The 19,676-nt window shown below is 67.5% G+C and carries 19 protein-coding genes, 1 tRNA gene and 1 pseudogene; 9 read left to right on the forward strand and 12 right to left on the reverse strand.

Annotated features, from left to right (window positions below; all coding sequences use genetic code 11):
• The 3 genes and pseudogenes from C9E82_RS21775 to C9E82_RS21785 all read right to left on the reverse strand — a co-directional run.
• Nucleotides 1–262: pseudogene (locus C9E82_RS21775) on the reverse strand (uracil-DNA glycosylase); the annotation flags it as partial.
• Between the two features lie 39 nt (nucleotides 263–301).
• The gene (locus tag C9E82_RS21780; protein ID WP_119900263.1) at nucleotides 302–1,015 is read right to left on the reverse strand and encodes a response regulator; all 714 of its coding nucleotides are present in this window, start codon (nucleotides 1,013–1,015) and stop codon (nucleotides 302–304) included.
• A 14-nt stretch (nucleotides 1,016–1,029) separates the two neighbouring features.
• Nucleotides 1,030–1,542, reverse strand: a complete 513-nt coding sequence (locus C9E82_RS21785) for a MarR family winged helix-turn-helix transcriptional regulator (RefSeq protein WP_119900262.1) — start codon at nucleotides 1,540–1,542, stop codon at nucleotides 1,030–1,032.
• A gap of 153 nt (nucleotides 1,543–1,695) precedes the next feature.
• Here C9E82_RS21785 and C9E82_RS21790 point away from each other — a divergent pair, with 153 nt between their 5' ends.
• Nucleotides 1,696–2,565: a branched-chain amino acid aminotransferase gene (locus C9E82_RS21790; protein ID WP_119900265.1), complete on the forward strand. Its 870-nt coding sequence runs from the start codon at nucleotides 1,696–1,698 to the stop codon at nucleotides 2,563–2,565.
• Between the two features lie 79 nt (nucleotides 2,566–2,644).
• Here C9E82_RS21790 and C9E82_RS21795 read toward each other — a convergent pair whose 3' ends face one another.
• The 9 genes from C9E82_RS21795 to C9E82_RS21835 form a co-directional block, all read right to left on the reverse strand.
• On the reverse strand, nucleotides 2,645–2,833 hold the full coding sequence (locus tag C9E82_RS21795; protein WP_119900261.1) for a hypothetical protein: 189 nt from the start codon (nucleotides 2,831–2,833) through the stop codon (nucleotides 2,645–2,647).
• Between the two features lie 64 nt (nucleotides 2,834–2,897).
• A complete protein-coding gene (locus C9E82_RS21800) occupies nucleotides 2,898–3,362 on the reverse strand; it encodes a PTS sugar transporter subunit IIA (protein ID WP_119900260.1) in 465 nt (154 codons plus the stop codon).
• 76 nt (nucleotides 3,363–3,438) lie between these two features.
• A complete protein-coding gene (hpf, locus tag C9E82_RS21805; RefSeq protein WP_119900259.1) occupies nucleotides 3,439–4,014 on the reverse strand; it encodes a ribosome hibernation-promoting factor, HPF/YfiA family in 576 nt (191 codons plus the stop codon).
• 192 nt (nucleotides 4,015–4,206) lie between these two features.
• Nucleotides 4,207–4,986: an LPS export ABC transporter ATP-binding protein gene (gene lptB, locus C9E82_RS21810; protein ID WP_240643647.1), complete on the reverse strand. Its 780-nt coding sequence runs from the start codon at nucleotides 4,984–4,986 to the stop codon at nucleotides 4,207–4,209.
• Nucleotides 4,986–5,462, reverse strand: a complete 477-nt coding sequence (lptA, locus tag C9E82_RS21815; protein ID WP_119900258.1) for a lipopolysaccharide transport periplasmic protein LptA — start codon at nucleotides 5,460–5,462, stop codon at nucleotides 4,986–4,988. Before lptA ends, lptB begins: the two co-directional genes overlap by 1 nt.
• Nucleotides 5,463–5,485: 23 nt before the next feature.
• Nucleotides 5,486–6,085 (reverse strand): hypothetical protein, encoded by a 600-nt coding sequence (locus C9E82_RS21820; RefSeq protein ID WP_119900257.1) that lies wholly within the window; start codon nucleotides 6,083–6,085, stop codon nucleotides 5,486–5,488.
• A gap of 1 nt (nucleotide 6,086) precedes the next feature.
• Nucleotides 6,087–7,046, reverse strand: coding sequence for a KpsF/GutQ family sugar-phosphate isomerase (locus tag C9E82_RS21825; RefSeq protein ID WP_122449392.1), 960 nt, complete (start codon nucleotides 7,044–7,046; stop codon nucleotides 6,087–6,089).
• A gap of 84 nt (nucleotides 7,047–7,130) precedes the next feature.
• Complete coding sequence (locus C9E82_RS21830; RefSeq protein WP_119900255.1) at nucleotides 7,131–7,745, reverse strand: ribonuclease D; 615 nt, start codon at nucleotides 7,743–7,745, stop codon at nucleotides 7,131–7,133.
• Between the two features lie 136 nt (nucleotides 7,746–7,881).
• Nucleotides 7,882–7,966, reverse strand: a tRNA-Leu gene (locus C9E82_RS21835).
• Between the two features lie 184 nt (nucleotides 7,967–8,150).
• Here C9E82_RS21835 and C9E82_RS21840 point away from each other — a divergent pair.
• From C9E82_RS21840 to queG, 8 genes are all read left to right on the forward strand, one after another.
• Complete coding sequence (locus C9E82_RS21840; RefSeq protein ID WP_119900254.1) at nucleotides 8,151–9,137, forward strand: complex I NDUFA9 subunit family protein; 987 nt, start codon at nucleotides 8,151–8,153, stop codon at nucleotides 9,135–9,137.
• Nucleotides 9,138–9,477: 340 nt separating this feature from the next.
• Nucleotides 9,478–10,962 (forward strand): NAD(P)-dependent oxidoreductase, encoded by a 1,485-nt coding sequence (locus C9E82_RS21845; protein ID WP_119900253.1) that lies wholly within the window; start codon nucleotides 9,478–9,480, stop codon nucleotides 10,960–10,962.
• Between the two features lie 10 nt (nucleotides 10,963–10,972).
• Nucleotides 10,973–11,716: a hypothetical protein gene (locus tag C9E82_RS21850; RefSeq protein ID WP_119900252.1), complete on the forward strand. Its 744-nt coding sequence runs from the start codon at nucleotides 10,973–10,975 to the stop codon at nucleotides 11,714–11,716.
• On the forward strand, nucleotides 11,713–16,251 hold the full coding sequence (gltB, locus tag C9E82_RS21855) for a glutamate synthase large subunit (protein WP_119900251.1): 4,539 nt from the start codon (nucleotides 11,713–11,715) through the stop codon (nucleotides 16,249–16,251). The genes C9E82_RS21850 and gltB overlap by 4 nt, the downstream gene beginning before the upstream one ends.
• Before the next feature lie 139 nt (nucleotides 16,252–16,390).
• Complete coding sequence (locus C9E82_RS21860; protein WP_119900250.1) at nucleotides 16,391–16,900, forward strand: DUF1269 domain-containing protein; 510 nt, start codon at nucleotides 16,391–16,393, stop codon at nucleotides 16,898–16,900.
• A gap of 77 nt (nucleotides 16,901–16,977) precedes the next feature.
• Complete coding sequence (mtgA, locus tag C9E82_RS21865; RefSeq protein WP_119900249.1) at nucleotides 16,978–17,670, forward strand: monofunctional biosynthetic peptidoglycan transglycosylase; 693 nt, start codon at nucleotides 16,978–16,980, stop codon at nucleotides 17,668–17,670.
• An 80-nt stretch (nucleotides 17,671–17,750) separates the two neighbouring features.
• The gene (gene fzlA, locus C9E82_RS21870) at nucleotides 17,751–18,437 is read left to right on the forward strand and encodes an FtsZ-binding protein FzlA (protein WP_122449394.1); all 687 of its coding nucleotides are present in this window, start codon (nucleotides 17,751–17,753) and stop codon (nucleotides 18,435–18,437) included.
• A 64-nt stretch (nucleotides 18,438–18,501) separates the two neighbouring features.
• A complete protein-coding gene (gene queG / locus C9E82_RS21875; protein WP_119901237.1) occupies nucleotides 18,502–19,539 on the forward strand; it encodes a tRNA epoxyqueuosine(34) reductase QueG in 1,038 nt (345 codons plus the stop codon).
• Nucleotides 19,540–19,676 lie beyond the last annotated feature (137 nt).

The raw sequence follows: 19,676 nt of genomic DNA on the forward strand, positions 1-19,676 counted from the left end.
CGGCGCCGGCCGCCAGCGTTGCGGCCTCGGCCACGCGGGCGGCCAGGCCGTCGCCCGGCGCGGCAGCCAGCGCGGCGGGGGCCTGCGGCGCGGGGGCGGCGGGCGGCGGCGTCGTGGGCCTGGGCCGCGCGGCCAGCTCGAACCGGTCCAGCGGCGTGTCCAGGACAGGCTCGTCCACGCCAAGCTCGGCCTGCCATTGCAGCAGGGCCAGCGCCGTCTCGGCGTCCAGCTCGATTCCCTGATATGTCGGGTTGGCGTCCATCAGACCCGCAAGCTAGGCCGCGCCGGGCCGATGGGCAAGTCAGTCGGCGACAAGCATGTAGCCCGTGCCGCGCACCGTCTGCAGGAAGCGCGGCTCTTTCGGGTCGGGCTCGATCTTGCGGCGCAGGCGGGTGATCTGCACGTCGATGGCGCGTTCGGAATTTTCCGCCTCCTCGCCCGGCGCGGCCCCGCCGCGGCCCAGATCGTCGATCAGCTCCGTGCGGCTGACCGGCTGGCCCCGGCTGGCGGCAAGGCGGCGCAGCAGCGCCTGTTCGGTGCCGGTCAGGCGCAGATGCGTCTCGCCCTGCCACAATTCGCCCTTCTCGGTGTCGTAGCGCAGCGTGCCGAGGGTCAGGAACTTGGGCTGCGAGACCTCGGCCACGGGCACGCGGCGCAGGATCGCGGCGATGCGCAGCAGCAATTCGCGCGGCTCGAAGGGCTTGGGCAGGTAATCGTCGGCGCCGCTTTCCAGGCCGGCGATGCGGTCCTCGGTCTCGCCCCGCGCGGTCAGCAGCAGGATCGGCGTCGAAAGCCGCTTGCGCAGGTCGCGGGTCAGCGAGATCCCGTCCTCGCCCGGCATCATCACGTCCAGCACGATCAGGTCGAATTCCAGCCCGCCCAGCAGGCGGCGGGCCTGGGCGGCATCGCTGGCCGCGCTGACCAGATAGCCGTTCTTGCGCAGGAAGCGCCCCAGCAGGGACCGGATGCGTTCATCGTCGTCGACGATCAGGATATGGGCGTCGGGGCTGCTCATCGGCGGGGCCTTCGCTATTCGGGCAATTCCTTCATCGCCTGATACTGCGAACGCATCTCGGGGTCCATCATCGCTTCCAGCACCTGCCGGAAACCCGCCACGGCCTGCGGCCCGGCCTTGCGATAGGCGGCGCGCATCCGCGCCCGCTGCGCCTCGGACAGGCGGCGTTCCAGCGCCACGCCCTTGGGCGTCAGGTGCAGCTGGCGTTCGCGCCGGTCGCGGCGGCCGACGCGGCTTTCGACCAGCCCGTCGTCGATCAGCGTGCGCAGCACCCGGTTCAGCGACTGCTTGGTCACGCCCAGCACCGCCAGCAGCGCGGTCACGGTCAGGCCGGGATCGCGGTTGATGAAATGCAGCGCCCGGTGATGGGCGCGGCCATAGTCCAGGTCGGCCAGGATCATGTCGGGATCGGCGGTGAAGGCGCGATAGGCGAAGAACATCGCCTCGATGCCGCGGCGCAGCTGGTCGTCGGTCAGAAACAGCAGGTCCTCGCCGCCCATCCCCGGAATACGCACCTTCTCCTGCATCCGACACTCCTGTCATCAATCTGCCACTTGATAGGGCAGCCTTGTTGACTTTCCAAGATTCGATTGCTAGCCGTCAAGCATCTTGCGCAAGAAAAAGTCTGATTCTGGGCGGATCGGCGCAAGATTCGCAAACCCGGTCGGATGGAGAAAGACATGACGGCGGCATATGACGATCGCGACGGCAAGATCTGGATGGATGGCGAACTGATCGACTGGCGCGACGCGAAGGTACATATCCTGACCCATGCGCTGCACTATGCCAGCTCGGTCTTCGAGGGCGAGCGCTGCTATGACGGCAAGATCTTCAAGGGCCACGAGCATTCGCTGCGGCTGATCGAATCGGCGCGGCTGCTGGACATGACCTCGCCCTACAGCGCCGATCAGATCGATGCCGCCAAGCAGGCGGTGCTGGACGCCAACGGCTTCACCAATGCCTATGTGCGCGCGGTGATGTGGCGCGGCTCGGGGCTGGACATGGGGGTCTCGGCGGCGCGCAACCCGGTGCGCATGGCGATCGCGGCCTGGGAATGGGGCAGCTATTACGGCGATGCGAAATGGCAGGGCGCGAAACTGGACGTCGCCAAGTGGAAGCGGCCCAGCCCGGAAACCATCCCCACCGCCGCCAAGGCCGCCGGGCTCTACATGATCTGCACCATGTCCAAGCACGCGGCCGAGGCCAAGGGCTGCTCGGACGCGCTGTTCATGGACTGGGAGGGCTATGTGGCCGAAGCCACCGGCGCCAACATCTTCTTCGTCAAGGACGGAGAGGTGCATACCCCGCTGGCCGACCGTTTCCTGAACGGCATCACCCGGCAGACCATCATCCAGATGCTGAAGGACCAGGGCACCGCCGTGCATGAACGCCGCATCAGGCCCGAGGAACTGGAGAACTTCCAGGAATGCTTCCTGACCGGCACCGCCGCCGAGGTCACGCCGGTGGGGCAGATCGGCGACTGGCATTTCCAGGTCGGCCAGGCCACCCGCGACATCGCCGAGGCCTATGAGGCGCTGGTCCGGTCCTGACCAGCTGCCCGCGTTACGAATAAGAAGGGCCGCTCCTGGCAGGGAGCGGCCCCTTTTCTTGCCGGATCGGGCCGGTTCCTCAGGCCATCTGGCCACGCTCGATGCGCAGGAACTCGGCCGCCTTGCGGTTGTCCTCGCCGCGCATCTGCGGGCGCGACCGCAGGGTCTCGATCGCCGGATGAGTGCGGGATTCGCGTTCCTGACGCGTATATTCACGCAGCCGCGCGGTGCCGTGGCCGCGCGGCCGGTCGCTGATATGCTTGCTCATGACGGGCCCTCCTCATGGACATGGGACCGTCAATATAGGGGCGAATCACTTCGATTCAAAACCCTCACGCCGCCTTGATGCCCTGCGCCGCCGCCAGGACGGCATGCAGCGCCGTCGGATCCTCGTTCGCGCGCAGCTTGGTGCGCAGATCGGCGTCGCGCAGGGTCCGCGACACCAGGGCCAGCGCCTTCAGGTGATCGACGCCCCCGGTCTCGGGCGCAAGCAGCGCGAAGACCAGGTCGACGGGCTGGCGGTCCACCGCGTCGAAATCCAGCGGCTTGTCCAGCCGGATGAACAGGCCGACGACCTTGTCCAGCCCGTGCAGCCGCGCATGGGGCAGCGCCACGCCCTGCCCGACGCCGGTCGGCCCCAGGCTCTCTCGTTCCTGGAGCGCGTCCAGGACCTCGGTGCCGTTCAGCCCGTATTCGGCCTGCGCCAGTTCGGCCAGTTCCTGAAACAATCGCTTCTTGGAAGTGACCTGACCCAAGGAGCGGACGGCCCCCGGCCTGATGATCTCGCTGAGTTGCATTCAGTCGTACTTTCCTGCGCCTGCCGCCCCCGCCATTCCGGCTGGGGCGGACCGGTTCATCAGCGCCACGCGCGGCCTAACCGTTGCCACGCGGGTCGATCCACCCGACATTGCCGTCTTCCCGGCGGTGGACGACGTTGACGCCGCCATGTTTCTCGTTGCGGAACACCAGAAGCGGCGTTCCGGCCAGTTCCATCTGCATCACCGCATCGCCGACCGACAGGGTCGGCACGCGGGCTTCCATCTCGGCGATGATGATGGGCTGCAATCCGCTGTCATGCGATTCCCATTCTTCTTCATCGGCCGCCAGCACATACATGCCTGCCTGACCGAATTCAACCGGCTCGGAGCGGTCCTTGTGATGGTCCTTCAGGCGGCGCTTGTAGCGGCGCAGCTGCTTGTCCATCTTTTCGCGGCAGGCTTCGAAGGCGGCATAGACCTCGGTCGCGGCGCCGCGGGCCTGCACGGTCAGGCCGGTGGACAGATGCACGATGGCGTCGCACAGGAACTGATGCGCATCGCGGGAAAAGGTGACCGCCGCATCGGTCGGACGCTGGGAGTATTTGGTGATGGTCTCGCCCAGCTCGGTCTCGACATGCGTGCTGAGAGCATCGCCGACATCGATATGTTTTCCGCTGATGGTATAGCGCATCGTCTTTCCTTTCCGGTTGCCCGTCCTTCCATGCGCCGGCCCGTTCAGTCCCAAGCCGACAGCGCCGGAAAAACGGGGTTTGCGGGGTACGGCAGATCCGCACCCGCGTAGGACAATTTGGTGACAGCAAATCGGTTCTGTCAACGGTGCGCAGCCGGCGGGCGGCAAAATGACCGCCCCGCGCGCCGCCGTTCACGCCATCGAGAAGCCCTCGCCCAGATAGACCTGCCGCACGCGGGGGTCGGCGACGATCTCGGCGGTGGTGCCCGACATCAGCACATGGCCGTCGTGCAGGATATAGGCGCGATCGACGATTCCCAGCGTTTCCCGCACGTTATGGTCGGTGATCAGCACGCCGATGCCGCGCGACTTCAGGTCGTGGACCAGTTCGCGGATCTCGCCCACGGCGATGGGATCGACGCCGGCAAAGGGCTCGTCCAGCAGCAGATAGCCCGGATTCGAGGCAAGGCAGCGCGCGATCTCGACCCGGCGCCGCTCGCCCCCCGACAGCGCCAGCGCCGGCGCGCCGCGCAGGTGGGTGATGGAAAAATCGCCCAGCAGCTCCTCCAGCCGGTCGCGGCGGTGATGCGGATCCTCCTGCGCGACCTCCAGCACGGCCATGATGTTCTGCTCGACCGTCAGGCCCCGGAAGATCGACATCTCCTGCGGCAGATAGCCGATTCCCATCCGCGCGCGGCGGAACATCGGCAGGCGCGTGGCATCCTGCCCGTCGATCAGCACCTGCCCGGCATCCACCGGCACCAGCCCGGCGATGCAATAGAAGCAGGTCGTCTTGCCCGAGCCGTTCGGCCCCAGCAGCGCCACCACCTCGCCGCGCATCAGGTCGACCGAGACATCGCGGATCACCGGCCGGTTGCGATAGGACTTGCGCAGCCCCCGGACCGCCAGACCGGTCGGCCCCGCCTTCGGCGCCGCCGATTCCCGCATCCCCGATTCCCGCAGCCCCGCCATCAGTTGCCGCCCGGCTGCAGGACGGAACGGACCCGGCCCTCGACCTGCGCGGTGCCGGCGCCGATATCGACGCGCATCCGGTCGCCGGTCAGCACGTTGCGGCCCTGGGTCAGCACCACGTCGCCCGACAGCACGACGATGCCCGATTCGACGTCGTAATCGGCCTCGGCCGCCTCGGCCGCATCGGTCCCGCTGACCAGCGTCACCGCGCCCTCGGCCTTCAGCGCCTTGATGCGGTCCTGCCCGCCCTCGGCATAGATCACCGTGACGCGCTCGGCCGCCAGCCGCATCTCGCCCTGCCCGATGACCACGTTGCCCGAGAAGACCGCGCTGCCGTCGGACTGATCGACCGAGAGATTGTCGGCCGAGACCTCGACCGGGGCCGAGGTGTCGGCGCGCATCCCCCCGAAGGCGACGTTCTGCGCGGCGGCCGGTCCGGCCGACAGCAACAGGGCGATCATCAGGGGGCGCAGCATGTGCCGGTCCTTCTCGTCATCTTTCAGGGACGGTATATCAGACGGACTCCGCCGGTGAAGTTCAAGATGGAACCGGCATCCGATGCCGCGCCATCGCCCTCTGGCGCGGCCGGGGCAAGCTCCATCGCGCCGGCGGTCAGCTCGCCGAAGGGCGCGGTCGCGCGGATGCCGTCATCGGCCAGGATCCGCGAGCGGTCGGTGGCGGCATCGATTCGCGGCGCATCGACCACCCAGCCCGAGGACGTCGCCATATGCACCCCCCCGGAAAGAGAGATCCGGTCCGTGTCCATGCCGACCTCGGGCGCGGTCAGGTCGGCCACCAGCCCGTCCCTGGCCTTCCAGTTCAGCGCCAGCTGGCTGGCCGAGCCCGCCGAATCGGCCCCCACGGGCGCGGCCTGCGCGGCGCGTAGCGTCAGCTCGGCCCCGTCCGGGGTCACGCCGGCATATTCCGGCGCGATCATCCGCGGATCGCGGGCCATCTGCTCGGCATCGACATCGGCATAGGGGATCTGCGGCTCGGTCCCCGGCTGGCGCGAGAACAGGAACATCGTCGACAGGATCGCCAGCGCCAGCAGCGGCAGAAGCACCCGCAGCCAGCGGACGATGCGGGTGCGATCCGCCATGTCAGACCATCCCGGCGCGCAGGCAGTCATGGATATGCAGGATCCCGCAGGGCAGCCCGTCGCGCACGGCGAACAGGCAGGTGATCTTGCGCGACTGCATCTCGGCCAGCGCGGCCTCGGCCAGCGCGTCGGGCTCGATCACCCGCGGGCCGCGGGTCATCACCTCGGCCGCATCGCGCTCCAGCAGGCCCTGCATGTGGCGGCGCAGGTCGCCATCGGTGATGATGCCCACCAGCCGCCCCTGCCCGTCCGTCACCCCGGTCACGCCATAGCCCTTCTGGCTGATGACCAACAGCGCCTCGGACATGGGCGCGCCCTCGGCCACCAGCGGCATGTCCCGGTGCATCAGGTCGCCGACTTTCGCCAGGCGCGCGCCCAGCTTGCCGCCGGGATGGAAGGTGCGGAAATGCTCGGGCGTGAAGCGGCGATGCTCCATCAGCGCGATGGCCAGCGCATCGCCAAGCGCCAGCGTCATGGTGGTCGAGGTGGTGGGCACGATCCCGTTGCCGCAGGCTTCCGGCGCCGCGGGCAGCACCAGCGCCACGTCGGCCTGCCGCAGCAGGGTCGAGCCCGCGCGCGAGGCGACCCCGATCAGCGGGATCTGGAAGCGCCGCGTATGGGCGATCAGGTCGGCCAGCTCGGGCGTCTCGCCGCTGTTCGACAGGACCAGCGCCAGATCGGCCTGCGTGACCATGCCCAGGTCGCCATGGCTCGCCTCGGCCGGATGGACGAATTGCGCCGGCGTCCCGGTCGAGGCCAGCGTCGCCGCGATCTTGCGCCCGACATGGCCCGACTTGCCCATGCCCGAGACGACGACCCGCCCCGTCACCGCCAGGATCCGGTCGACCGCCTGCCGGAACCCGGCCCCCAGCCCGTTGCCCAGCTCGGCGGCCAGCGCCTCCAGCCCCTGCGTCTCGGTCTCGATGACCCGCCGCGCCGTCTCGATATATTCGTCGGTCAAACCAGCCGCCTTCTTCGTTGCCGAAATACCCTCGGGGGGTCCGGGGGGCGAAGCGCCCCCGGCCTTCTTTCCAGTGGGGCCTATCTAGTGACGGAAGATGTCGTTTTCATCCCCCCAGCCCAGCAGGTCCAGATGCGCCCGCGCCGGCAGGAAGTCGAAACAGGCCTGCGCCAGGCCCATGCGGTTCTCGCGCCGCAACCGCTCCTCCAGCGCCTCCTTCAGCTTGTGCAAATGCAGCACGTCCGAGGCCGCATATTCGAGCTGCGCGTCGGTCAGGTCCGCCGCCCCCCAGTCGCTGGTCTGCTGCTGCTTGCTGACATCGACGCCGACCATCTCGTTCAGCAGGTATTTCAGCCCGTGCCGGTCGGTATAGGTGCGGACCAGCTTCGAGGCGATCTTCGTGCACCAGACGGGCGAGGTCACGACCCCGAAGGCGTTCTCCAGCGCGGCCACGTCGAATCGCCCGAAATGGAACAGCTTCAGCACCTTGGGATCGGTCAGCATCCGGCACAGGTTCGGCGCCTCGGTCTGGCCGCGCTCGATCTGGACCAGATGCGCGTCGCCGTCGCCCGAGGACATCTGCACCAGGCACAGCCGGTCGCGGCGCGGGTCCAGCCCCATCGTCTCGGTATCGATGGCCACGACGGGCCCCAGCTTCAGGTCTTCGGGAAGGTCGTTCTGATAAAGATGTATGCTCATCGCCCTGTCTGCCTGTCCAGCCTTGCGCCCTTCGACCAGAAACCGGCCCGGCGATCCAGCAAAAACCGCGCCCCGCGAGGCCTGGCCGGGCGCGGGAACAGAAAAACCCCCGCGCCTTGCGGCCGGGGGTGTTTCTTGGTGCCCAGGAGAGGACTCGAACCTCCACGCCTTGCGGCACACGGACCTGAACCGTGCGCGTCTACCAATTCCGCCACCTGGGCAGGTGGTGTGAGCGGCTGATTAATGCCAGCGCCGGGGGGCGTCAATGGGGGTCGCGCGAAAAATCCGTCGAATTCTTCGGAAACATTCCGCGGCCCCCTTCCGGCCCGGCTTCCTGCGGCTTGTGGCGCCGCGCGCGCTTCGGTATTGATCGGGGAAAGCGGGCATGAAGGAGGCGAGAAGCCTATGGCGAAGCTGGTCACGATCTATGGCGGATCGGGTTTCGTGGGCCGTCAGGTCGCACGGCTGATGGCCCGGCGCGGCTGGCGCGTGCGGATCGCGGTCCGCCGCCCCGACGAGGCATTGTTTACCCGCACCTATGGCGCGGTCGGCCAGGTCGTCCCGGTGCTGTGCAACATCCGCGACTCGGATTCGGTGCGCGCGGCGATGGCCGATGCCGATGCGGTGGTGAACTGCGTCAACCTGCTGGGCCGCGAGGGCAAGAGCACCTTCGACAACGTGCTGGTCGAAGGCGCCGCCAATATCGCCCGGCTGGCCGCGGAAACCGGGGTCGGGCGCGTCGTCCATATCTCGGGCATCGGCGTCGATCCCGAATCGGACAGCCCCTATATCGCCGCCAAGGCGAAGGGCGAGGCCGCGGTGCTGGACCATTTCCCGCAGGCGGTGGTGCTGCGCCCCTCGGTGATCTTCGGCAATGGCGACGTCTTCTACAACCGCCTCGCCAGCCTGTCGCGGCTTGGCCCGGTCCTGCCGATCCTGGGCGCGGCGACGCGGCTGCAGCCGGTCCATGTCGACGATGTCGCCGAGGCCGCCGCCCGCGCCGCCGAAGGCGCGGCCGAACCCGGCATCTACGAGCTGGGCGGCCCCGAGGTCCTGACCATGCGCGAGATCGCCGCCCAGGTCCTGAAGGCGACCCATCGCCGCCGGCTTCTGCTGAACATGCCCTTCTGGGTCGCCCGCATCGGCGCAGGCGTACTGGGCCTGGCCGAGATCGTGACCGGCCGGCTGTTCACCAACCGCCTGCTGACCCGCGACCAGGTCGTGCTGCTGACGCGCGACAATGTCGTGGCCGAGGGCGCGCGGGGCTTCGCCGATCTGGGCATCCAGCCGACCGCGCCCGAGGCGGTGCTGGACGACTATCTGTGGCGCTTCCGGCCCTCGGGGCAATATGACGCGATCAAGGAATCGGCGCGCAACCTGCGGACCCAGTAACCCGCCGCGGCGTCTGTTTTCCGGGCAATTCCCGTGCAAACCCATTCTCCGGCCGACGCCCCGCGCGTCGGCCGCATTCGTTTTTGGGCATCCGGGGCGAATCATGGCATCATGGCCCGGATCGCCGCGCCGCAAGGCCCAGGACTGCCGAAGGCCGTGATCTGCTGTGCCAGACATCAAATAGGGAAACTTATCTGACCTAGTTCTGCAGGAATCTGACAATTTTTTCGGGCCTCGGCCTGAAAATCCGGTAATTGGGTCAGCATTGCTGACTTTTAATCGCCCGGCCCATGGTTTATCCGGGCCGTGGGAGTTCCTGACATCGGAAGGTTGCGCAGCGATGGCCACGCAGAAAATGCTGAAATTCGTCTCTACCCCGCGCGAGATGCCGGAGAAGCGCCCGGCGACGGAACGCAGCGAGGACTTCCACGAGATCTATCGCGAATATGCCGACCTCAAGGCGGCCGAGCAGGCCAGCCGCTGCAGCCAGTGCGGCGTGCCCTATTGCCAGAGCCACTGCCCGCTGCACAACAACATCCCCGACTGGCTGCGCCTGACCGCGGAAGGCCGGCTGGAAGAGGCCTATCGCGTCAGCCAGTCCACCAATACCTTCCCCGAGATCTGCGGCCGGATCTGCCCGCAGGACCGGCTCTGCGAGGGCAATTGCGTGATCGAGCAGTCGGGGCACGGCACCGTCACCATCGGGGCGATCGAGAAATACATCACCGACAGCGCCTGGGAAAACGGCTGGGTGAAGCCCGCGACGCCGCTTCGGGAACGCGCCGAAAGCATCGGCATCATCGGCGCGGGCCCCGGCGGGCTGGCCGCCGCCGACATGCTGCGCCGCGACGGATTTCAGGTCACCATCTATGACCGATATGATCGCGCGGGCGGGCTGCTGACCTATGGCATCCCCGGCTTCAAGCTGGAAAAGGACGTGGTCATGCGCCGCAACCAGCTGCTGGCCGACAGCGGCGTCGAATTCGTGCTGAACTGCAATGTCGGCGAGGATATCAGCTTCGACGCGATCCGCGGCAAGCATGACGCGGTGCTGATCGCCACCGGCGTCTACAAGACCCGCGACCTGGACATCGACAATGCCGATGCCGGCGGCGTGGTGCGCGCCATCGACTATCTGACGGCCAGCAACAAGGTCGATTTCGGCGACGAGGTGCCCGATTACGAGGATGGCGAACTGAACGCGCGCGGCAAGCGCGTCATCGTCATCGGCGGTGGCGACACGGCGATGGACTGCGTGCGCACCGCGATCCGCCAGGGCGCGCAATCGGTCAAGTGCCTCTATCGCCGCGACCGCGCGAACATGCCGGGATCGCAGCGCGAGGTGCAGAACGCCGAGGAGGAGGGCGTCGAATTCGTCTGGATGTCGGCCCCCGGCGGCTTCGAGGGCCATGTCACCGGCATCGCCGCCGAGGCGCAGGAGCGCGACGTCGACGGCATCGGCCAGGTCGCCAGCGTGCGCATCCAGAAGATGCGCCTGGGCGCGCCCGATGTCAGCGGCCGCCAATCGCCCGAGCTGATCGAGGGCGCCGATTACGTCGAGCCGGCCGAGCTGGTCATCAAGGCCCTGGGCTTCGAGCCCGAGGACCTGCCGAAGCTGTGGGGCGTGGAGGGGCTGGAAGTGACCCGCTGGGGCACGATCAAGGCCGATTTCCAGACGCACCAGACCTCGATCCCCGGCGTCTTCGCGGTGGGCGACATCGTGCGCGGCGCCAGCCTGGTGGTCTGGGCGATCCGCGACGGGCGCGAGGCGGCGGAATCGATCGCGAATTTCCTGACCGGCGACGCCCGCGTCGCCGCCGAGTGAGGTCCCGGCCATGCAGCTTGCCAAGTTGACGCCCCCCCTGCCCCCGCGAATCGCGGTCGCATTGCTGGCGGTGCTGGTCCCGGCGGCGCTGCCCGGCGCGGCGCCGGCCGCCACCTTCACCCCGCCGGCGGGCTGCCGGCTGGAGGTGACGGTGCAGAACCGCAGCTGCTCGGTCAGCCAGTATTACCGCTGCGACAGCGACGCCGAGGGCGACCAGCGCAGCGCGATCTTCGGCCGGGACGGGCTGATGCACCTGTCGCGCATCGACGCCGAGACCCGCTGGATGGAAAGCAGCAATCCCAATACCGGCCTGACCGACTGGCTGGTGGACGAGGCCGAGGACCACGCATCCTTCAGGACGCTGCTGGAGACCGGGCGCGACGATTTCGACTTCTGGACGGAATCGAATACCGGCGAGCGGCTGCATCACAAGGGCTTCGACATCCTGACCGGCGAGAAGGTCACCATCGACGGGATCGAGCTGGAAAAGACCGAGTTCGAGCTGGTCACGACCGACAGCGCGGGCGAGGTGCTGATCACCCGCAAGGGCCAGCAATTCATCAGCCGCGCCTTCGGCCGCTTCTATGGCGGCATCGAGACCCAAGGCGACTGGACCGGCCAGCGCCGCGAGACGAATGACAGCCCTGTCCGGTTCATCTTTCCGGGCCAGCCCGGCTTCGGCAGCACCACACCGCAATTCGACTGCGAACAACTGATGACGCAGCATCTTCAGAACGAAAGGGCCCAGCTATGAGCAAGGACTGGCAAGCAGAAGAACAGGCCCGCCGCGACTGGATGGCCCAGAACAGCCTCTATCGCGAGGATCACGAGCATTCCTCCTGCGGGGTCGGGCTGGTCGTGTCGGTCGAGGGCAAGCCCTCGCGCAAGGTCGTGCAGGCCGGAATCGACGCGCTGAAGGCGATCTGGCACCGCGGCGCGGTGGATGCCGACGGCAAGACCGGCGACGGCGCGGGCATCCATGTGCAGATCCCGGTGCCGTTCTTCTACGACCAGGTGCGCCGCACCGGCCACGAGCCCGACCACGACAAGCTGATCGCCGTGGGCCAGGTCTTCCTGCCGCGCACCAATTTCTCTGCTCAGGAAGCCTGCCGGACCATCGTGGAATCCGAGGTCCTGCGCATGGGCCACTATATCTATGGCTGGCGCCACGTTCCGGTGAACACCGGGGTGCTGGGCGAGAAGGCCAACGCCACCCGTCCCGAGATCGAGCAGATCCTGATCCGCTGCGAGAAGGACATCGACCAGGTCCAGTTCGAGCGCGAACTGTACATCATCCGCCGCCGGATCGAGAAGGCCGCCGTCGCCGCCCAGGTCCATGACCTGTATTTCTGCTCGCTGTCCTGCCGCTCGATCATCTACAAGGGCATGATGCTGGCCGAGCAGGTCGCGGAATTCTATCCCGACCTGAAGGACGAGCGCTTCGAGAGCGCCTTCGCCATCTATCACCAGCGCTATTCGACCAACACCTTCCCGCAATGGTGGCTGGCCCAGCCCTTCCGGATGCTGGCCCATAACGGCGAGATCAACACGCTGAAGGGCAACCTGAACTGGCTGCGCAGCCACGAGATCCGCATGGCCAGCAGCGCCTTCGGCGAGATGGCCGAGGACATCAAGCCGATCGTGCCGGCGGGCAGCTCGGATTCGGCGGCGCTGGACGCGGTGTTCGAGGTGCTGGTGCGGTCCGGGCGTTCGGCGCCGATGACCAAGACCATGCTGGTGCCGGAAAGCTGGTCCAAGGCCACCACCGACATGCCGCGCGCATGGGCGGACATGTATGCCTATTGCAACGCAGTGATGGAGCCCTGGGACGGTCCCGCCGCGCTGGCCATGACCGACGGGCGCTGGGTCTGCGGCGGGCTGGACCGCAACGGGCTGCGGCCGATGCGCTATGTCGTCACCGGCGACAACCTGCTGATCGCGGGCTCCGAGGTCGGCATGGTCCCGGTGAACGAGACCAATGTGCGCGAGAAGGGCGCGCTGGGTCCGGGCCAGATGATCGCCGTCGACATGTGGGACGGCAAGCTCTACCACGATACCGAGATCAAGGACCGGCTGGCCGGCAGCCAGCCCTTCGGCGAATGGATCGAGAAGGTCGTGGACCTGAACGACATCATGCGCCACCTGCCCGAGACCTCGACCTATTCCGGCGAAGAGCTGCGCCGCCGCCAGACCGCCGCCGGCTATACGCTGGAGGATCTGGAGCATGTGCTGTCGCCGATGGCCGAGGACGGCAAGGAAGCCATTGCCTCGATGGGCGACGACACGCCGCCGGCGGTGCTGTCGAACCAGTATCGCCCGATGAGCCATTTCTTCCGCCAGAACTTCAGCCAGGTGACGAACCCGCCCATCGACAGCCTGCGAGAGACGCGGGTGATGTCGCTGAAGACGCGCTTCGGCAACCTCAAGAACGTGCTGGACGAATCCAGCAGCCAGGCCGAGATCCTGATCCTGGAAAGCCCGTTCATCGCCAATAACGAATTCGCCGAAATGTCGAAGATGTTCGGCGAGACGGTGACTTTCATCGACTGCACCTTCGCCGAAGGCGCCGGATCCGAAGCCCTGGGCGAGGGCCTGGCGCGGATCCGGGCCGAGGCCGAGGATGCCGTGCGCTCGGGCGCGGGCCACCTGGTGCTGACCGACGAGGGCCAGGGTCCGGGCCGCATCGCCATGCCGATGATCCTGGCCACCAGCGCCGTCCACAGCTGGCTGACGCGCAAGGGGCTGCGCACCTTCTGCTCGATCAACGTGCGCAGCGCGGAATGCATCGATCCGCATTACTTCGCGGTGCTGATCGGCTGCGGCGCGACCACGGTGAACCCCTATCTGGCGCAGGATTCGATCAACGACCGGATCGAGCGCGGGCTGCTGGACGGCAGCCTGATCGAGAACATGCGCCGCTATCGCGACGCCATCGACGCGGGCCTGCTGAAGATCATGGCCAAGATGGGGATCTCGGTCCTGTCCTCCTATCGCGGCGGGCTGAACTTCGAGGCGGTGGGCCTCTCGCGCGCGATGGTGGCCGAATATTTCCCCGGCATGCACTCGCGCATCTCGGGCATCGGGCTGCACGGGCTCCAGGCCAAGCTGGAGGAAATCCACCAGATGGGCTTCCGTTCCGGCAATGTCGACCTGCTGCCGGTCGGCGGCTTCTACAAGCTGCGCCGCTCGGGCGAAAAGCACGCCTGGGAAGCCAATACGATGAAGCTGCTGCAGGTGGCCTGCGAAAAGGCGTCCTATGACGTCTGGAAGCAATACAGCGCCACCATGCGGGCCAATCCGCCGATCCATATCCGCGACCTTCTGGACATCAAGCCGCTTGGCAAGCCGGTGCCGATCGAGGAAGTCGAATCGATCACCTCGATCCGCAAGCGCTTCGTGACGCCGGGCATGTCGCTGGGGGCGCTGTCGCCCGAGGCGCATATGACGCTGAACATCGCCATGAACCGGATCGGCGCGAAATCCGATTCGGGCGAGGGCGGCGAGGATCCGGCCCACAGCCACCCGCTGCCCAATGGCGACAACCCCTGCGCCAAGATCAAGCAGGTCGCCTCGGGCCGCTTCGGGGTGACGGCGGAATACCTGAATGCCTGCGAGGAGCTGGAGATCAAGGTCGCCCAGGGCGCCAAGCCCGGCGAGGGCGGCCAGCTGCCCGGCATGAAGGTCACCGACCTGATCGCCCGGCTGCGCCATTCGACCAAGGGCGTCACGCTGATCAGCCCGCCGCCGCACCATGACATCTATTCGATCGAGGACCTGGCGCAGCTGATCTATGACCTGAAGCAGATCAACCCGCGCGCCAAGATCACCGTGAAGCTGGTGGCATCAAGCGGCGTCGGCACCATCGCGGCGGGCGTGGCCAAGGCCAAGGCCGACGTGATCCTGATCTCGGGGCACAATGGCGGCACCGGGGCCAGCCCGGCAACCTCGATCAAGTTCGCCGGCCTGCCGTGGGAGATGGGCCTGACCGAGGCGCATCAGGTCCTGGCCATGAACCGGCTGCGCGACCGGGTGACGCTGCGCACCGATGGCGGGCTGCGCACCGGCCGCGACATCGTCATGGCGGCGATGATGGGGGCCGAGGAATACGGCATCGGCACCGCCGCGCTGATCGCCATGGGCTGCATCATGGTCCGCCAGTGCCAGTCGAACACCTGCCCGGTGGGCGTCTGCACCCAGGACGAACGCCTGCGCGCCATGTTCACCGGCAGCGCCGACAAGGTCGTCAACCTGATCACCTTCTATGCGCAGGAAGTACGGGAAATCCTGGCCGGCATCGGCGCCCGCAGCCTGGACGAGGTGATCGGCCGCGCGGACCTGCTGACCCAGGTCAGCCGGGGCCATGCGCGCCTGGACGACCTGGACCTGAACCCGCTTCTGATCACCGTCGATGGCTGGGACAAGATCGTCTATGACCGCTCGAAGCCGCGCAATGCGGTGATGGACACGCTGGACGCGGAAATCATCCGCGATGCCGAGCGGTTCTTCAGCGATGGCGAGAAGATGCAGCTGTCCTATGCGGTGCGCAACACGCTGCGCACCATCGGCACGCGGACCAGCAGCATGATCGTGCAGAAGTTCGGGATGCGCAACAACCTGCAGCCCGACCACCTGACGGTCCGCCTGACCGGCAGCGCCGGGCAGTCGCTGGGTGCCTTCGCGGCACCGGGGCTGAAGCTGGAGGTCTCGGGCGATGCGAACGACTATGTCGGCAAGGGCCTGTCGGGCGGCACCATCACCGTGCGCCCGCCGATGGCCAGCCCGCTGGTCGCCGCCGACAACACCATCATCGGCAATACCGTGCTCTATGGCGCGACCGACGGCTATCTGTTCGCGGCGGGCCGGGCGGGCGAGCGTTTCGCCGTGCGCAATTCCGGCGCCAAGGTGGTGATCGAGGGCTGCGGCAGCAACGGCTGCGAATACATGACCGGCGGCGTCGCGGTGATCCTCGGGCGGATCGGCGCGAATTTCGGCGCGGGCATGACCGGCGGCATGGCCTATCTCTATGACCCCGAGGGGGTAGCGCGGGACTATATCAACGCGGAAACGCTGGTGATGTGCCCGGTCACGCAGGACCATTGGGAAGGCCAGCTGAAGGAGCTGATCGAGCGCCACCTGAAGGAAACCAATTCGCGCCGCGCGGCCGAGATCCTTCAGGACTGGGAGGTCGAGAAAGGCCATTTCCTGCAGCTCTGCCCGAAAGAGATGCTGCCGCACCTGTCCCATCCCATCGCGACGGTCGAGGAACCCAGCGCGGTCCCGGCCGAGTAACCGGCCAGCGGCGATCGACAGCGGATGCGGCCCCCGGCGGGCCGCATCCTTCATTGGCGAGCGCCGCATGGCGGCCTTGCGGGAACCCCGATCCCGGCGCAGGGTTTGTCCCCGGACATACCTGCCAAGGAGAACGGCCATGTCAGAACTGATCGTCATCGCCTTCGACGATGAAACCACCGGCTTCGAGCTGCGGGCCGAACTGGTGAAGATGCAGAAGGACTATCTGATCGAGATGGAGGATGCCGTCGTCGTCACCCGCGAGGGCGAGGACGACATCAAGCTGCATCAGGCGGTGAACCTGACCGCGGCCGGGGCCATCGGCGGCGGTTTCTGGGGCACGCTGGTCGGGCTTCTGTTCCTGAACCCGCTGCTGGGCGCGGCGGTGGGCGCGGGCGCCGGCGCCCTGGCGGGCCGGCTGACCGATATCGGCATCAACGACGATTTCATGCGCGATGTCGGCCATTCGCTGCAGCCCGGCGGCTCGGCCGTCTTCGTGCTGGTGCGCAAGATGACCGCCGACAAGGTGCTGGAGCGGCTGAAGGATTTCCACGCCCGCGGCCGCGTGCTGCAGACCTCGCTGTCGCACGAGGACGAACAGAAGCTGCGCGACGCCGTTTCCGGCGCGGCCATCGCCGGGCCTGCCTGATCCGCCAGGGCGGCGCGCCGAAAGCGGGCGCGCGATGAAAACTTGACGCAGCCGCGCGGGGCGGGCAAAGCCAAGCCATGCTGCGCGCGCTGTTCATCCTTCCGCCATTGCTGCTGCGCCCGATGCGCAGGCCCTTGGCATGGCTGCGCTGGTTCGCGCTGCGCGTCCTGCTGCTGATGCTGGCGCTGGTCGGGATCTATGCCTTCGTGAACCCGCCGACGACCTGGACCATCCTGGCTGCGGCGCGCGAACATCCCGTGATGCCGCGCCAATGGGTGCGCATCGACGACATCGCCCCGGTCATGCGCCGTTCCGTCGTGGCGGCCGAGGACGCGAATTTCTGCCTGCACTGGGGCTTCGACATGGTCGAGATCCGCAAGGTCGTGGCCTCGGGATCGTCGCGCGGCGCCTCGACCATCAGCCAGCAGACCGCCAAGAACGTGTTTCTGTGGCAGAAGCGAAGCTGGCCCCGCAAGGCGCTGGAAACCACCTTCACGCCGATGATCGAGGCGCTGTGGTCCAAGCGCCGCACGCTGGAGGTCTATCTGAATCTGGCGGAATTCGGCCCCGGCATCTTCGGCGTGGGCGCCGCGGCGCGGGAATATTTCGGCACCACGCCCGACAAGCTGACCCCGGTCCAGGCCGCGCGGCTGGCCGCCGTGCTGCCCGCGCCGAAGACGCGCAGCCCGCACCGGGCCTCGAACCGGTCGCGGGCAATCGCCGACGGGGCGGCGACGATTGCGCGGGATGGCCGCGCCGACTGTTTCTGAAACCGCCCCCGCGGTTGAAAAGACCGGACCCGCGCCGTATCAAAGCCGGGTTGCGGATAAAGGGGACCTGCGAGCAGCCAATGAACACGAATACGCAGACCACGCGGCTTTACCATTCCACCCTGTCGCCCTTCTGCCGGAAGGTGCGGCTGGTGCTGGCCGAAAAGAAGATCGAGGTCGAACTGGTCGAGGAACGCTACTGGGAAGCGCCGCCCGACCTGAAGCGGCGCAACCCGGCCGGCAAGCTGCCGGTGCTGCGCCATCGCGGCAACATGCTGGCCGAAAGCCAGGCGATCATCGAATATCTGGACGAGGCCCATCCGACCCCCGCCCTGATGCCCCAGACCCCGCTGGAACGCCACGAGGTCCGGCGGCTGTGTTCGTGGTTCGACGACAAGTTCAATTCCGAGGTGACCCAGCCGATCCTGGGCGAGCGGGTCTGGAAGAAGATCATGCGATCCGGCTATCCCGACAGCCGGATGGTCAAGGACGGGCTGCGCGCGATCAAGGAGCATATGGACTATCTGGCCTCGCTGCTGGAGAGCCGCCGCTGGCTGGCCGGCAATGCGCTGAGCCTGGCCGATTTCACCGCCGCGGCGCATTTTTCTTGCCTGGACTACATCTCCGACGTGGACTGGGACCGGTCCGAGATGCTGCGGGACTGGTATGCGACGATCAAGTCGCGCCCGGCCTTCCGCTCGGTCCTAGCCGATCAGGTGCCGGGGATCCAGCCCGCGCCGCATTATGCCGAGCTGGACTTCGGATAAGGAAGGGGGGCGCCGCCCCCCATCGTCCGTGCCGGACGATTCCCCCCGGGATATTTCCGCCAAGATGAAGGCGGCCCTGGCCGAGGAGGCGCGGGCGGTGGGGTTTTCGCGGATGCGCGTCACCCGGCCCGATGCGGTGCCCGAGATCGCGGACCGGCTGCGCGCCTTCCTGGAGGCCGGGCGGCATGGGCAGATGGGCTGGATGGAGGAACGCAGCCATTGGCGCGGCGATCCGGCCGCGCTGTGGCCCGAGGCGCGCTCGGTCATCGTGCTGGCCGAGGTCTATACCCCCGATCACGATCCGCTGGAGGTGCTGGAAAGCCGCGACCGGGCGGCCGTCAGCGTCTATGCGCAGGGGCGCGACTATCACGACCTGGTCAAGAAGCGGCTGAAGCGGCTGGGCCGCTGGCTGCTGGAGGAGGCGCGGCGGCAGGGCGCGCCGGACGCGCAGATCAAGGTCTTCGTCGATACCGCCCCGGTGATGGAAAAGCCGCTGGCGCAGGCGGCGGGGATGGGCTGGCAGGGCAAGCATACCAACCTGCTGTCGCGCGACCTGGGCAACTGGTTCTTCCTCGGCTCGATCTTCACGACGCTGGCGCTGCCCCCGGACCCGCCCGAGGAGCAGCATTGCGGCAATTGCCGCGCCTGCCTGGACATCTGCCCCACGGGCGCCTTTCCCGCCCCCTTCCAGCTGGATGCGCGGCGCTGCATCTCCTACCTGACGATCGAGCATCGCGGGCCCGTCGATCCCGAGTTGCGGCCCTTGATGGGCAATCGCGTCTATGGCTGCGACGATTGCCTGGCGATCTGCCCCTGGAACAAGTTCGCCCGCGAGGGGGCCGAGATGCGCTATCGCGGGCTGGTCGGCGCCCCGCCGCTGGCAGAGCTGGCGATGCTGGACGATGCGGGGTTCCGCGCCCGCTTCTCGGGCAGTCCGATCAAGCGGATCGGGCGCGACCGGCTGGTGCGCAACGTGCTTTACGCCATCGGCAATTCCGGGCGGCCCGACCTGGCTGCGGTGGCCCAGGGGCTGACCCAGGACGCCGATGCGGCGGTGGCGGATGCCGCGCGATGGGCGGTCGGGCGGCTGCGGCCGCGCTAGGTTCTGTGGACTCTTGGGATTCCCTATTCTGAGGAAAGATGATTCAAGGTTTCTGTTGCAGGAGGTTTGCGATGGGAGTGTTGGATCGGCTTGTGCTGTCGGACGGGCAATGGAATCGGATTTCCGGCCATATCATC

Source organism: Paracoccus sigandri (assembly GCF_003709565.1).
Taxonomy (GTDB): domain Bacteria; phylum Pseudomonadota; class Alphaproteobacteria; order Rhodobacterales; family Rhodobacteraceae; genus Paracoccus; species Paracoccus siganidrum.